We start from the raw sequence: 16843 nt of genomic DNA, 5'->3' as shown, positions 1-16843 counted from the left end.
ATTGATTTTTTTGGAATAAAACATGCTTTATATCCTATATGGTACACTGAGTGGGAAACCTTTCCGGTTTTGACACGTATATGAAGAGAGGAGTTTTTCACATGAAAATGAAATATACCATTCTATATGTAAACGATGTTGAGGCAAGTATTCATTTTTATCAACATGTACTTGGCTTTCCTATGAAACTTAGGGTTGAATCCTATGTTGAGTTTGACACGGGGGACGTGACATTATCGATTAACTCGCGTCAGGATGTCAAAGATGCACTTGGATTGCCTGTCCCTGAAGCAAATCAATCCTCGCAAACGTTTGAGATTGGATTTGTTGTGGATGATGTGGAACAAACCATTGCATCAATGAAGGAAAAAGGGGTTTCGATCATCAAAGAACCTGCAAAAAAACCATGGGGTCAAACCGTCGCTTATGTCGCTGATCCTGATGGTCATTTCATTGAAATATGTGATGCCGTCTCCTAATCCTGTTTAAAGGAGTGAACCAGTATGAGAAAAAAACATGCCTTTATCGCCGGTGTTTGCTCAATGATTGTGATTTGCAGTGCCGCTATTATTTTGCAGCACCATGAGTGGATAGGATGGGTCAGTGGTGGAATCTCTATTATCGGGATCATGATGTCTGGGCTTCTAATGGGGGCTTGGACAAGCGGAAATGAAACAAGAGCCGCCTATCATTCTGAAACGAAAGAACACCGCATGTGGCGTCTGGATACGGCCTTTCTCATGATGATCTTTGCACTTCCGCACATGGCAGTGTCGATCTTTTATTTTTTAATGTAAACACTTGTTAAAAGGAGTTCGTCATATGGCTGTTTTTATTTTATTCGTTGTATTTGGCTTCCCTATTCTTTCTGTGCTGATTGGCATTTTTGGCACAATGCTTTTGAAGAATGTTTGTATGCCGACTTTGATTGTCCTGTTAGCCAGCGTCATTCTCATGTACACATACATTGGCGGGGATGAATCCTTTCTCATTTGGGTCATCATCTACACCGTCTTTACGTTGATCGCTGCATGGATGACAAAGCGGTTTCGGTTCAAGTAAAAAAGAACAGTTTGCACTGTTCTTTTTTTGATCATATATCGGCGCACCATAGCTCAATTTCAATTTTCAGCTCAGGCCATCCTAAAGCTGATACATAAGCAACCGTCATTGATGGGTAAGCTGTTTTGAAGATCGTATCCCACTGAGGATATAGATGATCCCAGTCGATTTCTTCTGTTGCCCATATATTGACCTTGATGACATGCTCTTCATTCAATCCTTCTGATTCAAGGATTTTTTTGATATTTTCAAACGTATTGGTTACCTGGTCGTTTAAACTTGATGGTACCTGTCCATCGATATCTGTTCCGACTTGACCCGATGTAACAAATAATCCCGCGCCCTTTGGTACTCTTGTGATATGACTATAGCTGCCAACGGGCTTCGGCATACTTTCTGGGTTTTTTCTTGTGATTTTTTCCATATGATTTCCCTCACTCACTTTGATTTTTCTGCTAGATTTCTCTTCATGTAGACAGACTTCACCAATTTCTATCTATCCTAAAAGAAAACAGCAGTGGAGTATCCATAGCCACAAGGTAAGAACATCAATATTTTCTTTTTCATGACCGGAACACTCCCTTTTGATTGCGTGAGCAAGGTTTTGATTAACTATATAGTACCTGAAACGAGACGTTCAGTCAAAATGGTTTATAGACGATAGCGCGCAATATCGTGATTCAATCGTATGCTTAGTTCATTGAGCCTTTCTGCTGCTTTTGCCACATTGGATATGGCTGTCACTTGTTCGTCTGTGGATGCGGTGATCTCTTCGATCGCAGCGGCATTTTCCTGAGAAATATGGGCTGCGCCTTGCATGGCTTTTGTGATGAGGTCGTTTTGCTCTAGTAATGCATTCAGCTCTTTTGCCATGGCGTCTGTTTCAACGATGGTTTGTGAAATCGACGTAGAGATGGCATTGAATTCATGTTCTGTTGCATGTACCGCGTCATCTAACTCAGCGAAACGATCCATTGTGTTTGACATCATGTCGGCTGTTGCCGTCGTTTCTTCTTTAATGCCTTGTACCATTTGCTGAATTTGCACAGCTGATTGTTTTGTCTGCTCTGCTAAATTCCGCACTTCACTCGCCACAACCGAGAAGCCCTTGCCGTGCTCTCCTGCGCGTGCTGCTTCTATGCTGGCATTCAGCGCAAGTAAATTCGTCTCATTTGAAATACTTTCAATCGTATCTGTAATTTTAGAGATATCCTGTACTTTTGTACTTAATTGCTCAATGCCTGCTCTAATGCCTTGAGACGCTTGAATGGATTGTTCATTTGATTGTTTTAATTGCTGAACAATTTGCTGGCCCTGCTGCGAAGATTGATTCGATTGGTCAGAGATTCGTTTAATTTGGTCACTTTGTTCTTTGACGTTCTCAATCGATTGATTGAACTGGGTCATTTGTTGATTGGCTACATCAAGGTCAGATGCCTGATGAAGCGTTCCAGTCGATATGTCACCAATCGCTCGGCCAATCTCTTCACTGCTAGCTGAGGTTTCTTCAGATATTGCTGATAAATCTGTGGCTGATTCGACGAGTTGACTGCTCGTTTCCTGTAGACCGCTTACAAGTGTCCGGAGTTCTCCTGACATATGATTAAAGCCTTTTGCCAGCTGTCCAATCTCATCTGTTGTTTCTTTTAAACTTGTGCGTTCAAGATTCCCCGCCGCAATTTCTTTTGAAGCAGCAGTGACTTGTTTGAGCAGTCTGACCTTTCTTCGAGCAGCTAAATAAAAGACGCCAAGACTGAGAAGAGCGACACCTGCTGTAATGAGCATGATATAGAGCTTCATCTGCTCTAATTCTTTATAAAATTCATCCTGAAAGACGGCAATGCCGATACTCCAATTCCAGGGCGTGAACTGGCTCATATAGGTAAGCTTTTGCTTTTCTTCCCCAGTGGCATCGTCCTTATCTAAATAGGTCACATAGTGTGCATCCTCGCCTTCTGATTTGGCTCCAGCGACCATTTTTTCACGATTGGTCGTGTTATCTGGAATGACGCCAATGTCATTGACAGGATGGACTTGAGAGGAATAATCTGCTCCATATGCGACAAGATAGCCTTTATTTTTATAGATAAAATCTGACTTTTGAAATTGGTACCCTTTCCCGTTGTCATTTTTTGGCCCGCTCAAGTAAATGCGGGCTTGTTCCTGTGCCTGATCGAGCGTCAGTTCTTTTTTCTCAACACGATCATTCAACTGTTCAAGTGTAGCCATTGCTCCGCTGACGATGTGCTTTAAATCGGCTTTCCCTGCATCAATTAAGACATGTTTCGCTAATAAATACCCCGTTGTCCCAACAAGTCCGCCGGTTAAGATCGTGATGACGATAATGGCAGACATTAATTGAAAAAAGACACTCCTTGACGCAAACATTTTCCTTTTCATATACAAATTCCCCCTTACTTCATATATCGACAAACGGGGTAAAGTATTAAAAAGTCATCAAAAAATCCCTTTCACTCGTTGGAAAGGGATTTTCTAATTATCGATCTGTTTCTTTAAGAATGGCTTGATAGAGAGCATCTGCTGGCGTGAGGCCACATACTTCTTCCAGCACACCTTCAATGCCTTTTTCTTTTCTTAATGCCTGCAAACGAACCGCTTCTTCGTCTTCGGCAAAGTCATAAGCGAGAGCTGCAGCAATGCCTTTGATTAAGTACACTGGCTGCTTGATCTTTTTCGCCGGACCGATTAAACGGTCATCTGCTCCTAGCTTTCTAAGAGGAGAGCGTGCGACGCGAGTGACTTCGTCGGAGATAAAAACATTTTCGAATCGTTTGATGATTTTTTGAATATACGCATCATGTTCTTCTTTTTCAAAGCCATATGTGTCGATTAAATAACTGCCCGTTTCGTGCAGTGCACCTTCAACCACCTGGCGAATCTCTGGTGTATCGACGGCTTCTTTAATCGTTTGAACGCCTTGCTGATACCCGACATAAGCCGCTAGTGCATGTCCTGTATTGACAGTAAAGAGCTTGCGCTCAATATACGGCGTCAAATCTTGTACAAAGGTCGCTCCGTCAATTTGAGGAACGTCCCCAATAAAGCCAGTCTCATCAATGACCCATTCGAAAAATGGCTCGACTGATACTTTTAAAATGTCCTCATGGTGCTGAATCGGCACAATGCGGTCCACAGCAGCGTTTGGAAAACCAACTGTTTTTGATAACGCTTCTTGTTCCTCTTTTGTTAGATGAGAGAAAACGGCTTCTTTTAAATGAGAGCTGCCTCCAATCATATTTTCACATGCCACGATGTTGATGATATGGTCAGGCTTTTTCTGTTTCAATCCTTCAGCAATCGATGAAGCAATGATCTTCAAAACGGTTGGTCCAACAGCTGTTGTAATCAAATCGGCTGATGCCACCGCCTCTGTTAATGCCGCTGGGTCTTGTGCAGAATTGATCGCTGTCACTGGACCGACTACTTCTTGCTTCTGACCTGGTGCTGCGAGTTCAACCGTGTATTCTCCTCTTGCATTCAGCTCGTTGATGACCGCTTCATTTACATCAGTGAAGACAAGCTCAAAGCCTGATGTTTTTAACAAAGAACCGATAAACCCTCTGCCAATATTCCCTGCTCCAAAATGAAGTGCCTTCATGTTAGTTCACCTCGTTAAAGATGGCGATCAATTCATCCTGATCCTTTGCATGGATGATGCGTTCTACATTTTCCTCTTCTGAACAGACAATCGCAATTTGAGAAAGAATATCGAGATGTTCGTTGTTTTTACCTGCGATGCCAAAGACGACTTTGGCGATATTTCCTTCGCCGTATTCAACGCCATCTGGAATTTGAATGATGGAAATCCCAGAATGAAGGACAGCTGCTTTCGCATCCTCTGTTCCATGAGGAATCGCAATCCCGTTGCCCATAAATGTAGACGAGATATTTTCTCTTTCAAACATTTTGTCAACATAATCACTTGTGACATAGCCATTTGCCACTAGGACTTCGCCTGCTTTTTTAATGGCTTCTTCTTTCGAGCCTGCTTGTTCGTTTAGAAATATATTGTCTTTTGATAGTACTTGTTTCATGAATGATCACACCTTTTTTTAGAATGGAAAATCAGGAAAACAACCAAAACGGGGAGTTCAATGAAGAAAAATTGAACTCAACCCGTTTCGCCATGTTATTTTTTCAATTTCTCAATTAGCTCATCGTATTTCGGGCTGTTTAAGAAATTATCAACTGAGATATGCACAGCGCCTGGCAATTTTGCCTTGGCTCTGTCTGTTAAATCTTTATGAGTGAAGACCACATCAGCATCATTTGGAATGTTGCTGATGGATGTGTTTGTCACATCAATATCAAGCTCTGCCTTTTTGACTTTATTCTTTAAGATGGATGCGCCCATCGCACTTGAGCCCATTCCTGCATCACAGGCAAAGATGATTTTGTTCACATCATCTGGATTGACATCACTTGGAGATGCTGCTTGCTCATTTGCTTCAGCGTCTTCTTTTTGTGCTGTAAGAGCAGAGGCGGCTGCGCTTTTCTTCCCTTTCATGTCCTGCATTTTTTCTGTTGCTGCTGTTAAGTCTTCGTCAACTGCTTTTGAAGCTTTTAAAATCACAGAAGCGACAAGGAATGAGACGACGGTAGCCACGACAACACCTGCTAGAACAGCAAGATGTCCGCCTTTTGGTGACATCAGCATGAGAGCGATAATACTTCCTGGTGACGGCACAGCCTTTAAGCCTGCATTTAACAGGGTAAAGGTCAGAACGCCGCTCGCTCCCCCTGCAATCACCGCCAAAATGAGCTTTGGTTTCATTAAGATGTACGGGAAGTAAATCTCATGAATTCCTCCTAAAAATTGAATGACAATCGCACCCGGTGCAGACTGCTTTGCATTCCCTCTTCCGAAGAACATGTATGCAAGTAGAACACCTAAACCTGGCCCTGGGTTTGTTTCAAGCAAGAACAGAACGGACTGCCCTGTCTTCGCCGCTTGCTCTACTCCTAAAGGACCTAAAATTCCTTGGTTAATCGCATTGTTTAAGAACAAGACTTTCGCTGGTTCAATGAAAATACTTGCTAGCGGAAGCAAATGTGCATTCACAATGATATCTACACCTGCCGCAAGGGCTTTATTTAGACCAAGTACCACTGGTCCGATGGCGTAGAAGGCAATCGCGACAAGAATGGCACCTAAAATCCCTGCCGTAAAGTTATTCACAAGCATTTCAAAGCCCGATTTGATTCGATCTTTGAAGAGCTGATCAATTTTCTTAATCAAGTAACCGCCAAGTGGTCCCATGATCATGGCACCTAAAAACATTGGAATGTCCGAACCGACAATGACCCCAATCGTCGCAGTTGCACCGAGTACCCCGCCTCGATGGTCGTATACGAGTTTACCGCCTGTGTAACCAATTAAGAGCGGCAGTAAGTAGTTGATCATTGGGCCAACAAGTGAAGCTAATTGTTCATTTGGCCAATAGCCACTCGGAATGAATAAGGCCGTAATGAGTCCCCAAGCGATAAATGCTCCAATATTCGGCATAATCATGCCGCTTAAATAGCTTCCAAAGCGCTGTACTTTTACGCGGAATCCGCTTTTTTCCTGCATCTATGAAAACTCCTTTCTTCTTTCCCTTTATTTAGGGCTTTATAGGTCAAAAGATATAAGAACAAGTGTCAGTGAAGCCCTTAACCTTATCGTAAAACGCTTTCACTTTCCCTTCAATTGAAACTAAATGTCACTTTGTCACTTAGTGTGTGACAAAATTGAAATATGATGTGAATTCTCTGTCAGAGCATAGGACAAATAGAGTAAAAAAGTTGATGTGCCGTGGTTTTGACGCAAAATTCATTGGAATTTCACAACTTTCAAATCGTCACTTCTTGTTTCCTCTTCTTAAATCGAATAGGCTTATACATGATCAAACCTATTCAATCAAGAAATGTCTGCGCAGACATGACACAGAAAAAGTGAACCATCTTGCTGTTTGTTTCGTTTACCTTTTAGAGTGAGCGGTACAATAGGAGGAGCGGTTTTTTCTGTGACTCACAGTTTACTGCCGCTTTCTTTCTGATACATGAGACATTTTCATAGGTAGAAAGGCGGTTATACACTTGTTGAAACATAGTAAGTGGCTTCTGCTCCTTATCGTTACGTTTGCTTTTTTCATTCCAAAGGAAGCATTTGCCCATGCATACGTCGTCAGCTCGAATCCAGCAGCAAATGAAGAGCTGGAGAAGCAGCCTCCTTCGGTCTCTATCACATTTAGTGAAGGAATTGAAAGTGGATTTCATGCCATTAAGGTGCTAAATGCAAAAGGGGATCGTGTGGATCAAGGTGATACGGTCATCAAAGATCAAAAAATCATGGAAGCTGCTTTAAAAAAGGGTTTACCAAAGGGAATTTACACCATTCAATGGAATGCGGTATCAGCAGACGGGCACTCTGTCTCTGGCATGATCCCGTTTAGTATTGGCAAAGCGGATGGCGGTTTTGACCAATTAGATCAAGGTCAAACGAATGAATCCATCGATGTTGCCTCAACCATTGACAAAGCCTTTCTTTATACGTCGTTTAGCTTATTTCTCGGGACCATTTTGTTTGGACTGTTTTGGTTTAAAGCAGCCATTTCACCTGTATTAGCGAAACGAATGAAATGGCTTTTGACATTGTCACTGGTCATGATGGGCGGTGCACTCGTGTTCCAGCTGCCGATTCAAACAAAATCAGCAGCAGACGTGTCTTTTTGGGGAGCATTTCAGCCAGCGCTTTTACAAGAAACCATTGCATCGACTTCTGGCGGTAGTTTGTGGATGATGCTCATGGTGTCATTTGTGCTTCTAACCATTTGGAGCCTAGTTGCGATGAAAAAAGGGGATTTCACTTCTTTTCGGGTATGGTTGTTTCCACTGCTCCTATTCGCAGTACTTCTCTGGCTGAAGGCACAAATCGGACATCCAGCAGCAACGGATAATAAAATACTGACAACGTCACTTGATTTCATCCATCTCGTTTCTGCATCAATCTGGGTCGGTGGTTTAACAGCCATTGTGCTTTTATTGTTGAAGAAGTTGCCAAATGAAGATCAGCCGCTCTTACGGAATACGTTAACAGCGTTTCACCCTTGGGCACTGCTCTCTGTTGGACTCATTGTGTTTTCAGGATTTGTAAATGCGATCTTTATTTTGCAATCGTTTGATGCTCTTTTCGAATCAGCATACGGACGAACCTTTTTAATCAAGCTTGGCTTATTTATCTTGATGGGCCTTCTTGGGCTTGTCCATTACTTGATGCTAAGATGGGAAAAGAAACAGAAACAAAACGTTTCGTTACGAGCTGAGTGGATCATCGGAATCGCTATCTTGTTATTAACAGCTGTATTCACCAATATCCCGAGCCCTCCTCCGCCTGCACCTGAGCCGTTCTTCGGCGCAAACCAAGTGGAGCATCGTGACATTGTGTCCATGAGCATTACCCCTAATGCCCCGGGCAAAAACACATTCGAGGTCGCATTTACGAAGAAGGATGGACAAACGATTACTGATATTCAATCTGTGTCAGCCAAGATCCATAAAGTCACCTTATTCGGTGAAGAGAAACCGAGTGAATTTCAGCTGAAACGATTAAAAAATGGTCATTACTCTGCTGAAAACCTCTTGTTAAATGAAAAAGGTACTTGGAAAATTGACATCCATGCGTTAACTGGTTCTTTTGAAAATATTGATACCACATTTATTAGAAGAAACTAAAAGGAGTTCATACCATATGAAAAAATACGTTAAAGCTTTATTACCAATGCTTCTCGCTTCATTTTTATTGGCGATTCCTGTAAGTGCTCACGTCACAGTCAAACCTGATACGTCTGCGACAAATGCGTGGGAAACCTATACGTTAAAAGTTCCTTCTGAGAGTGACAGTCCAACGACTAAGGTAGTCTTGACAATACCTAAAGGCGTCGAATTCCAACAATATGAGCCAGTCTCTGGATGGAAAACGTCAACTGAAGAAAAAGATGGCAAGGTAACAAGAGTGACTTGGGAAGCAACGGGTAAAGGCGTGCTTGCCGGACAGTTCCAGCAATTCGTTTTTGTAGCGAAAAACCCTGAAAAAGCAGGCGAAGCTGCATGGGATGCGTATCAATATTATAAGGATGGAACGGTCGTTGAATGGACTGGCGATCAAGATGCTGATAAGCCGCATTCGATCACAAACATTGTCGCATCTAATACGGTAACGGATTCACATGGTCAAGAAAAACCAAAAGAAGAAAAGGCATCTGAAACAGCCTCCAATTCTTCTTCACCACTTGTGCTAGGGTTGTCCATTGCTGCTCTAGTCGTAGCACTGATTGCGCTTGTGCTTGCTTTTAGAAAGAAATAATTGATTCGTAAGCGATCGTTTTCACGGAAACGATCGCTTTGTTTCTTTCCACCTTGCCTGAACACGAGATGCAAGGCTTTGCCTGCAAGCTTGGACGATCAACCTCCATTTTCCCAACCTATTATTACCAATATAGGATTGAATAGGATGATGATGCATGCCATAATGAGACACATGACCACCTAGGAGGCTATAAGATGAACCATCTAATTATATTTGCTCATCCCCAGCAAAGCTTAAATCAAACCTTATTAGATCTTGTTGTCAGCACTCTTTTGAACAATGGTCATAAAGTGACTGTTCGTGATGTTTATGCTCTTGGTTTTTCACCAGAACTAAGCATCTTGGAAAAGGCTGCGATCAAACGGGGAGATGTCCCAATTGCCATTCAAACAGAGCAGAAGCTAATTCAGCAAGCAGATGTCCTAACGTTTATTTTCCCCATTTGGTGGACAGGCTTACCCGCTATGCTAAAGGGCTATGTAGAACGCGTTTTTTCTGAGGGCTTCGCTTATCAAATCAATGAGCATGGGGCTATTGAAAACCTGCTTCGGCACAAAAAAGGGGTCATTATCAACACGCACGATGCTCCAAGGACCTTTCTTGACTCTAACCGGATCGTTTCCGCTTCTCACCGAATGACATCAGATACAGAAGTCTTCAATTTTATTGGTGTTGAGCCTGTTGAACGACTTTTGTTCAGCAGCATGGAGCAGGCACCAGCAGATTACATCCACGACATTCTGAAAGAAACAAAAGAAACGGTGGAGCAGCTTTTTCCGCCGGCTGTTTAACATAAAAAAGACTGCCGAGATTCCTTATTCGGACAGTCTTTTTCACGTCTATTCGTCTAAACCAATGGATACATATTTGGTTTCTAAATAAGGTTCGATCCCTTCGATGCCGCCTTCACGGCCAATTCCGCTTTCTTTCATTCCTCCGAATGGTGCTTGAACAGCCGATGGGCCGCCATCATTCCAGCCAATAATCCCGTAATCAAGATTCTCTGAGATGTAGAGGCCGTTTCGATAATTTTCTGTAAAGAAATAAGCTGCAAGACCAAAAGGTGTATCGTTCGCTAATTCAATCGCTTCATCTAGCGTTTTGAACGTCGTAATCGGTGCCACTGGTCCAAAGGTTTCTTCATGCATGATGTTCATGGAAGGGTCCACATGTGTGAGAACCGTTGGCTGGACAAAATAATACGACTTGTCATCATCGAAATGCGTATCTCCGCCGACAAGGATTTTCGCCCCTTTATCGACTGCATCTTGAATTTGGCTGACAATTTTATCAAAGCCACGCTTGTTGATAATTGGGCCGATGGATGAGCCCTCTTCAAAGCCATTTCCCACTTTCAGCTTTTCGACCTCTTTGCTAAAGACTTGAGCAAATGCTTCATGAATGTCTTCATGCACAATTAAGCGGTTGGCACAGACACAGGTTTGTCCTGCATTACGGAATTTAGATGCCACTGCTTGTTTGATAGCTAGTTCAAGATTGGCATCTTTGTCTACGATGAGCGGGGCATGACCGCCAAGCTCCATTGATACGTGCTTGACTGTACTTGCACTGTTTTTGATCAAATGCTTTCCGACTGGCGTTGAGCCTGTGAACGTGATTTTGCGAATCAATGGACTATCTGTGAATATTTCACCGACTTCTTTTCCATCTCCAACCACCCATTGCAGGGCATCCTCTGGAATTCCGGCTTCGTGGCCTAATTTCACAAGTTCAATAGCCGTCAGCGGCGTATCTTCGGCAGGCTTCACAATAAAGGTACAGCCCGCTGCAAGTGCTGGTGCTGCCTTTCTCGTGATCATGGCTGCTGGGAAATTCCACGGTGTAATGGCCGCAACAGGTCCAACTGGCTGCTTTGTGACAAAAAGGCGTTTGTTCGTCGTATGTGACGGAATGGTTCTGCCGTAGATTCGTTTGGCTTCCTCTGCGTACCATTCAATATATCCAGCCGCATAAACGATTTCGCCTAATGCTTCTTGATACGGCTTCCCGTTTTCTTCCGTGATGATTTTTGCGAGCCTTTCTTTATGTTCAATCATGAGATCAAACCACTTGCGAATGATATTGGCACGTTCATGCGCTGACGTTTTTGCCCATGCTTTGAATGCTTGATGTGAGCGCGAAATGGCGTCTTCGATCTGTTCTTTTGTATGCTGAGCAACTGAAGCAATTTCTTCTCCTGTTGCAGGATTATACACTTTGAGTTCGTTTGTCATGCTCTACCGTCTCCTTCGTTCTTGGATTCATTACATATAGTATATACCCAATGAGTGCCCAACCTAAAAGCAATATCCATTCAGCTGGCCATGATAAGGAGGCCGGCATCCCTGGAAAATAAAATGAAAGAAACAGGAGACTCAGCCCGATGGCTAAAACGCCTGTCGTTCGCCAATACTTAATGCGGTACGGACGCTCAAGCTCTGGTTCTACTTTGCGAAGTCTCATAAAGGCAATGGACACAATTAAGTACCCGACGATGATCCCGACACCGCCTGCATTGACAATCCATACGAGAGCAGGGCGCCCTAATAATGGAGCGAAAAAGGCCAAAGCACCAAGAAATAAAATAGCATTTGTCGGCGTTTTATACTTTGGATGAATATACGCAAACCATTTGGAAATCATGCCTCTTTCCGCCATCGCGTATAGAATACGGCTTGCACCGATAATAAAAGCATTCCAGCTCGTCACAATCCCTGCTACACCGCCAATGACAAGCACTGTCCCAAATGCTTGATGACCGAGAAGCTGCACCATGGCATCTGCTGTCGCCAAGGAAGAGGCTTCAAGCTGTCCTTTTGATAGCCCCGCAGCTACCCCAAAGACAATTAGCAGATAAAATACGACCGCACTCACGATGGAGATAATTAGAATCCTCCCAATGATTTTCTTCGGCGCATTGATCTCTGCTGCTACTTGCGGAATCACATCAAACCCAACGAATAAAAAGGGGATCATGACTAAAACTGCCATGAGACCGCCAACCCCACCTTGAAACATTGGCTCAAGGTTTGCAAAATCTCCATTAAATGTCGCGCCACCTAAAAGAAGAAAGCCTGTTAGAATAATCGCTACAGTGAACACAGACTGAAAAATGGCCGCAGGCTTTGCCCCAATGTAATTCAGTGCAGTTAAAAACAATGCACCGCCAGATCCAATCAATACCCATGTAAAATAAACGTCCCATCCCCCTATATTCCATAGGAAACCAACATGCTGTGTTGGAATCACATAATCAATAACTGTCGGCAAGGCAACAGCCTCAAACGTAATGACGGACACATAACCAAACAATACGCCCCATGCTGAGACGAACGCTGATTTCATCCCAAATGCCCGCTGGACAAAGACGAGCCCTCCGCCTGTCTCTGGAATCGCAGACGAAAGCTCAGCATACGTCAGTCCAATAAAAATGACGAGAATACCGCCTATAACGAAGGCAATCACACTGCCTAAAAATCCAGCTGTTAAAATCCAATCCCCCGAAAGTACAACCCAGCCCCATCCAAGCATTGCACCTATGGATAAAAACAGTACGTCAGACTGCGACATGGTTTTTGCCATTTGTTGTTTTTGCATACAACCATCCCCCTTTGTTGTTTAGCGTGCTTTGAAGGCGTCCTCGATGATCCCTAGTCCTTCATGAAGCAGCTCATCTGTGATGACAAGTGGTGTTAAAAAGCGAATAATATTCCCATTAATCCCTGCCGTTAATAAGAGTAGTCCGTGCTTGTTTGCATAGGCTGCAATCGCTGCGGCTGTTTTCTTATCTGGTGTACGCGTTGTTTGATCTTCCACAATTTCAATGGCCGCCATTGCCCCTAACCGGCGGACTTCCCCAATGAATGGATATTTTGTTCTCCAATCATTTGCTTTGTCCTCAATAACTTGTCCAATGTGTTCAGATCGTTGATTGAGTTGTTCTGTTTCAATAATATCAAGAACCGCTAGTGCTGCCACACATCCTAATGGACTTCCTGCATATGTTCCCCCTAGCTCCCCTGGATCTGCCGCATCAAGCAGTTCTTTTCTGCCGACGACACCGCTCAGCGGCAGGCCAGCTGCAAGTGATTTTGACACCGTGATTAAGTCAGGCACCACATCAAAGTGCTCAATCGCAAAATATTTCCCTGTTCTCGCAAAGCCTGTTTGGATCTCATCTGCAACAAAGACAATCCCGTGCTGCTGACAGAATGAAGCGACATGCTGAACAAAACGCTTCGATGGTACAATGAATCCGCCCTCCCCTTGGACTGGCTCCATGACCACACACGCAACGGTTTCTGGTGCAACGGCAGCGACGAAGAATTGATTGAATTGATCAATGATGTACTCATCGTAGGCTGCATCGCTTAACCCTTCTGGCTTCTGATAGTAATACGGGTATGGCGCTTGATACACCTCTGACGCAAATGGTCCGAACCCAAATTTATATGGCTTGACCTTACTCGTCATGCTCATCGTCATATTCGTTCTGCCGTGGAAGCCTCTTGTAAACGAGACAACGGCCTGTCTTTTCGTATATTTACGTGCAATTTTCACCGCATTTTCAACGGCTTCTGCGCCTGAATTGAGAAAAATGGCTTTCTTGTCATGATCGCCTGGTGTGAGGCGGCATAGCTTTTCAGCTAATTCAATATACGATTCGTACATCATCACGTTGAATCCTGGGTGAATCAGACTGTCTGCCTGTGCTTTGACGGCTTCCACAACCTTTGGATGTGAATGGCCTACATTTAACGTACCGATAGCACCGGCAAAATCGATAAAACGTTTCCCATCGATATCGAACAGCTCGGCTCCCTTCCCTTTTGCTGCAAGATGACGGTTGCCATTACTCACGCCTCTTGCGACATATTGATCTCTTTTCCCCTGCCATTCCTCTGTTGAAAAACGGTTTGTTGTCGTTTGACTCATTGTCATCCATCCCCTTTATGTCTTTTTTATTATTCTGAATATTTTTTGGTATGATAGAAAGTACCAATATCATTTTTTTCATGGTACCAGAGAGGAAGGAATGACAAGATGCTGACAATTCAACTAGACCAAACAGGGGCAAACGGATTTATTTATCATCAAATTTACACGAAAATTAAAGGTGAAATTTTAAATCGAAATCTTCAGCCGCATGATCAATTACCTTCCAAACGAGAGTTAGCCGATACTTTAAATGTCAGCGTCAATTCAGTGAATGGCGCATATCAGCAGCTGCTTGCCGAGGGATATTTATATTCGGTTGAACGCAAAGGTTTTTTCGTGGAATCACTAGAAACGTTTCATGAATCAGGTCAGCTGAAATCCTCTACACTCCCAGCAGATTTAAAGGAAGAGCCGATTGCACGGGACGATTGGTATTCCTTTTCACATATCTCAGTCGATACCACTCATTTTCCCTTTAAAAGCTGGTTGAAAAGTGAACAAAAGGCGATCAGCCTCCACCAAGAAGCGTTTGGCGAGCTTCCACATCCACAAGGTGTGTACGAGCTTCGGGAAACGATTGCCCGGTTAATCGGGCTGGCAAGAGGAGTCAAATGCTATCCAGAACAGCTCATTTTAAGTGCAGGCACGCAGTCGCTTATCCATTCGTTATCAAGTATTCTTCCAGCCGATCAAGTATACGGGTTAGAAAACCCTGGCTATCGCCGGCTCTATCAAATGCTAAAAAACAATCATCACCGAATTGAAACGATAGGCATTGATCAAAAAGGAGTGCGGATGAGTGACATTCAGAAGAAAGAGCCGAATGTGTTGATCATTACCCCTTCACATCAATTCCCAACTGGGGTGATTATGCCAATTTCCCGGCGGATTCAGCTCTTAAACTGGGCAGCCGATGAGCATGACCGTTATATCATTGAGGATGATTATGACAGTGAATTCAAGTATGGGACTGACAGCATTCCAGCGCTGCAAAGTTTGGATCGATATGACAAAGTCATTTATATGGGGACCTTTTCAAAATCATTGCTGCCAGGCTTAAGGCTAAGCTACATGGTGCTCCCGCAGCATTTATTAAGACGCTATAAGGAAGAACAGCACTTTTTCATTCAAACGGCCAACCTTTTTACACAATACACCCTTCTTCATTTTATAAAGGATGGGGCGTATCAGCGGCATATTAAAAGAATGAATGGTTTATATGAGGAAAAGCGGAAGCAGCTCATTGAAGAGCTCGACACGGTTTTTGCTGACAATGTACGGATTATTGGGGAAAATGCTGGACTTCATTTTATCGCAGAGTTCCGCTCAAACCGCACGCAGCATGAGATTTTACAGCGTGCCAAAGAAAGAAAGCTGAAAATGTACGGGATGGACCGTTTTACCCTTGATGAGCAATTACCGGGGCATCAGGAAGGCTTTGTTCCACTCGTCCTCGGCTTCTCTCATATGCGGCCAGAGGATATTGAGCCGGCGGTAAAACGACTGTATGAGTCGATTTATGGGAAATAAAACAGCCAGCTGCTTTACTAGACAGCTGGCTTACCACCGCTCTTTATCTACGGCTAAAATGGATGACACGAGCCCAGGAAAAGCGGTCTCGATGTCTTGTTTTCTTAAAGAATAGTAGCGGTGTTTTCCATCAATTCTCACTTTCACAATGCCTGCCTCCCTCAGCACTTTGAAGTGATGTGACAGCGTGGATTTGGCAATATTTATCTCATACGTGCCGCATGTCCTCTCCCCCGTTTCCGCTAAACAGCGGACAATTTCTAAACGGACAGGATCAGCCAAAGCGTGCAGCACAGAAATCAGTCTCATGTCTTCTTGGGTTGGATAGATTGGATTATTCATACGATAAATGTATCGTATTTTGTGCCAACATACAATCTTCCTCACATAGTAACGATACATCCTTCGGAAACGACTATGACCATATACAAGCTTTCTTGTGAAGGGAAGGATCTCATTTGACACGAAAGAGATGGACTGACTTATGTATAATGTTACTCGCCATGTGCTTATATGGATGCCAATCCGTCCAGCATTCCGAATCTAAACCACCTAGTGCAGAAGAGATATTAGCTCTCGATGAACAGGCAGATTTATTTCAATGGGAAAAAACTGTCTATGAAGCAAATGTAGATTGGACCCATCAACTAACCGTCACTAAAGATCAGCAATTAGGTGTGATTCAGAAAACAGCTGCCGAACATTTTAATCACGGCACAGCTTCCCAGCTGAAAAAAGGGACAGCGATTTACTCTGTAAAGGAGCGAAAAGACCTTTTGATCGCTGAACTTAACGGACAGATCATCATATATGCCGCACATGCAGAAGGATAAAACACCTGTCATAAGATAGGTGTTTTTTAAGTTTCTTTTCTTGTCATAGGTCATTGGTTTTGTTATCATTGCAAAAGTGACCACTCGGTTTCCATTGTGACCATATGGTTTT

The 16843-nt window shown here is 43.4% G+C and carries 17 protein-coding genes; 8 read left to right on the top strand and 9 right to left on the bottom strand.

The genetic code is table 11. The features are described 5' to 3' along the window. The first annotated feature begins 101 nt into the window (after positions 1 to 101). Genes NSS78_RS02255 through NSS78_RS02245 form a run of 3 tightly spaced genes read left to right on the top strand, consistent with a single transcriptional unit; the run spans position 102 to position 1062 of the window. Positions 102 to 479 carry a VOC family protein gene (locus tag NSS78_RS02255; protein WP_003214168.1) on the top strand — a complete coding sequence of 126 codons (378 nt, stop codon included), beginning with the start codon at positions 102 to 104 and terminating at the stop codon, positions 477 to 479. A 24-nt stretch (positions 480 to 503) separates the two neighbouring features. Continuing rightward, a complete protein-coding gene (locus NSS78_RS02250) occupies positions 504 to 797 on the top strand; it encodes a DUF5316 family protein (RefSeq protein ID WP_003214359.1) in 294 nt (97 codons plus the stop codon). Positions 798 to 822: 25 nt separating this feature from the next. After that, positions 823 to 1062, top strand: a complete 240-nt coding sequence (locus NSS78_RS02245; RefSeq protein WP_327840426.1) for a DUF2651 family protein — start codon at positions 823 to 825, stop codon at positions 1060 to 1062. A 31-nt stretch (positions 1063 to 1093) separates the two neighbouring features. On the opposite strand, the gene NSS78_RS02240 is transcribed toward NSS78_RS02245, so the two are convergent. The 5 genes from NSS78_RS02240 to NSS78_RS02220 all read right to left on the bottom strand — a co-directional run bounded on the left by NSS78_RS02240 (position 1094) and on the right by NSS78_RS02220 (position 6655). Further along, a complete protein-coding gene (locus tag NSS78_RS02240) occupies positions 1094 to 1486 on the bottom strand; it encodes a RidA family protein (RefSeq protein ID WP_034664057.1) in 393 nt (130 codons plus the stop codon). Positions 1487 to 1713: 227 nt separating this feature from the next. Further along, a complete protein-coding gene (locus NSS78_RS02235) occupies positions 1714 to 3462 on the bottom strand; it encodes a methyl-accepting chemotaxis protein (protein WP_212046380.1) in 1749 nt (582 codons plus the stop codon). A gap of 97 nt (positions 3463 to 3559) precedes the next feature. Next, a complete protein-coding gene (locus NSS78_RS02230) occupies positions 3560 to 4681 on the bottom strand; it encodes a mannitol-1-phosphate 5-dehydrogenase (RefSeq protein WP_212046379.1) in 1122 nt (373 codons plus the stop codon). A gap of 1 nt (position 4682) precedes the next feature. Further along, positions 4683 to 5117: a PTS sugar transporter subunit IIA gene (locus NSS78_RS02225; RefSeq protein ID WP_012008933.1), complete on the bottom strand. Its 435-nt coding sequence runs from the start codon at positions 5115 to 5117 to the stop codon at positions 4683 to 4685. A 95-nt stretch (positions 5118 to 5212) separates the two neighbouring features. Beyond that, positions 5213 to 6655, bottom strand: coding sequence for a PTS mannitol transporter subunit IICB (locus NSS78_RS02220; RefSeq protein WP_212046378.1), 1443 nt, complete (start codon positions 6653 to 6655; stop codon positions 5213 to 5215). A 506-nt stretch (positions 6656 to 7161) separates the two neighbouring features. Between NSS78_RS02220 and NSS78_RS02215 the strand changes: the two genes are divergently transcribed. From NSS78_RS02215 to NSS78_RS02205, 3 genes are all read left to right on the top strand, one after another. Further along, the gene (locus tag NSS78_RS02215; protein ID WP_212046377.1) at positions 7162 to 8796 is read left to right on the top strand and encodes a copper resistance CopC/CopD family protein; all 1635 of its coding nucleotides are present in this window, start codon (positions 7162 to 7164) and stop codon (positions 8794 to 8796) included. A gap of 16 nt (positions 8797 to 8812) precedes the next feature. Continuing rightward, on the top strand, positions 8813 to 9427 hold the full coding sequence (locus NSS78_RS02210) for a DUF1775 domain-containing protein (protein ID WP_003214390.1): 615 nt from the start codon (positions 8813 to 8815) through the stop codon (positions 9425 to 9427). A 197-nt stretch (positions 9428 to 9624) separates the two neighbouring features. Next, complete coding sequence (locus NSS78_RS02205; protein ID WP_137055609.1) at positions 9625 to 10221, top strand: NAD(P)H-dependent oxidoreductase; 597 nt, start codon at positions 9625 to 9627, stop codon at positions 10219 to 10221. A gap of 48 nt (positions 10222 to 10269) precedes the next feature. On the opposite strand, the gene NSS78_RS02200 is transcribed toward NSS78_RS02205, so the two are convergent. Genes NSS78_RS02200 through gabT form a run of 3 tightly spaced genes read right to left on the bottom strand, consistent with a single transcriptional unit; the run spans position 10270 to position 14365 of the window. Next, positions 10270 to 11664 carry an NAD-dependent succinate-semialdehyde dehydrogenase gene (locus NSS78_RS02200; protein WP_212046376.1) on the bottom strand — a complete coding sequence of 465 codons (1395 nt, stop codon included), beginning with the start codon at positions 11662 to 11664 and terminating at the stop codon, positions 10270 to 10272. Then, positions 11639 to 13027: an APC family permease gene (locus tag NSS78_RS02195; protein WP_044140510.1), complete on the bottom strand. Its 1389-nt coding sequence runs from the start codon at positions 13025 to 13027 to the stop codon at positions 11639 to 11641. The genes NSS78_RS02200 and NSS78_RS02195 overlap by 26 nt, the downstream gene beginning before the upstream one ends. Before the next feature lie 21 nt (positions 13028 to 13048). Then, complete coding sequence (gene gabT / locus NSS78_RS02190) at positions 13049 to 14365, bottom strand: 4-aminobutyrate--2-oxoglutarate transaminase (RefSeq protein WP_212046374.1); 1317 nt, start codon at positions 14363 to 14365, stop codon at positions 13049 to 13051. 108 nt (positions 14366 to 14473) lie between these two features. Between gabT and NSS78_RS02185 the strand changes: the two genes are divergently transcribed. Continuing rightward, a complete protein-coding gene (locus NSS78_RS02185) occupies positions 14474 to 15898 on the top strand; it encodes a PLP-dependent aminotransferase family protein (protein ID WP_212046373.1) in 1425 nt (474 codons plus the stop codon). 30 nt (positions 15899 to 15928) lie between these two features. Here NSS78_RS02185 and NSS78_RS02180 read toward each other — a convergent pair whose 3' ends face one another. Then, complete coding sequence (locus NSS78_RS02180) at positions 15929 to 16240, bottom strand: metalloregulator ArsR/SmtB family transcription factor (RefSeq protein WP_212046372.1); 312 nt, start codon at positions 16238 to 16240, stop codon at positions 15929 to 15931. 116 nt (positions 16241 to 16356) lie between these two features. Between NSS78_RS02180 and NSS78_RS02175 the strand changes: the two genes are divergently transcribed. Beyond that, a complete protein-coding gene (locus tag NSS78_RS02175; RefSeq protein WP_212046371.1) occupies positions 16357 to 16731 on the top strand; it encodes a hypothetical protein in 375 nt (124 codons plus the stop codon). Positions 16732 to 16843 lie beyond the last annotated feature (112 nt).

This window comes from Bacillus sp. FSL W8-0920, from assembly GCF_038593215.1.
GTDB classification, from domain to species: domain Bacteria; phylum Bacillota; class Bacilli; order Bacillales; family Bacillaceae; genus Bacillus; species Bacillus pumilus.
The sequence above is the reverse complement of the archived record's forward strand: the minus strand, read 5'-3'. Positions and strand labels throughout refer to the sequence as shown.

Bases quoted from the DNA above. Each gene is read 5' to 3' on its own strand.
- NSS78_RS02255 (WP_003214168.1), top strand. From the start codon at position 102: ATGAAAATGAAATATACCATTCTATATGTAAACGATGTTGAGGCAAGT.
- NSS78_RS02230 (WP_212046379.1), bottom strand. From the start codon at position 4,681: ATGAAGGCACTTCATTTTGGAGCAGGGAATATTGGCAGAGGGTTTATC.
- NSS78_RS02245 (WP_327840426.1), top strand. From the start codon at position 823: ATGGCTGTTTTTATTTTATTCGTTGTATTTGGCTTCCCTATTCTTTCT.
- NSS78_RS02180 (WP_212046372.1), bottom strand. From the start codon at position 16,240: ATGAATAATCCAATCTATCCAACCCAAGAAGACATGAGACTGATTTCT.
- NSS78_RS02225 (WP_012008933.1), bottom strand. From the start codon at position 5,117: ATGAAACAAGTACTATCAAAAGACAATATATTTCTAAACGAACAAGCA.
- NSS78_RS02240 (WP_034664057.1), bottom strand. From the start codon at position 1,486: ATGGAAAAAATCACAAGAAAAAACCCAGAAAGTATGCCGAAGCCCGTT.
- NSS78_RS02195 (WP_044140510.1), bottom strand. From the start codon at position 13,027: ATGCAAAAACAACAAATGGCAAAAACCATGTCGCAGTCTGACGTACTG.
- NSS78_RS02200 (WP_212046376.1), bottom strand. From the start codon at position 11,664: ATGACAAACGAACTCAAAGTGTATAATCCTGCAACAGGAGAAGAAATT.
- NSS78_RS02185 (WP_212046373.1), top strand. From the start codon at position 14,474: ATGCTGACAATTCAACTAGACCAAACAGGGGCAAACGGATTTATTTAT.
- NSS78_RS02250 (WP_003214359.1), top strand. From the start codon at position 504: ATGAGAAAAAAACATGCCTTTATCGCCGGTGTTTGCTCAATGATTGTG.
- NSS78_RS02210 (WP_003214390.1), top strand. From the start codon at position 8,813: ATGAAAAAATACGTTAAAGCTTTATTACCAATGCTTCTCGCTTCATTT.
- gabT (WP_212046374.1), bottom strand. From the start codon at position 14,365: ATGAGTCAAACGACAACAAACCGTTTTTCAACAGAGGAATGGCAGGGG.
- NSS78_RS02205 (WP_137055609.1), top strand. From the start codon at position 9,625: ATGAACCATCTAATTATATTTGCTCATCCCCAGCAAAGCTTAAATCAA.
- NSS78_RS02235 (WP_212046380.1), bottom strand. From the start codon at position 3,462: ATGAAAAGGAAAATGTTTGCGTCAAGGAGTGTCTTTTTTCAATTAATG.
- NSS78_RS02220 (WP_212046378.1), bottom strand. From the start codon at position 6,655: ATGCAGGAAAAAAGCGGATTCCGCGTAAAAGTACAGCGCTTTGGAAGC.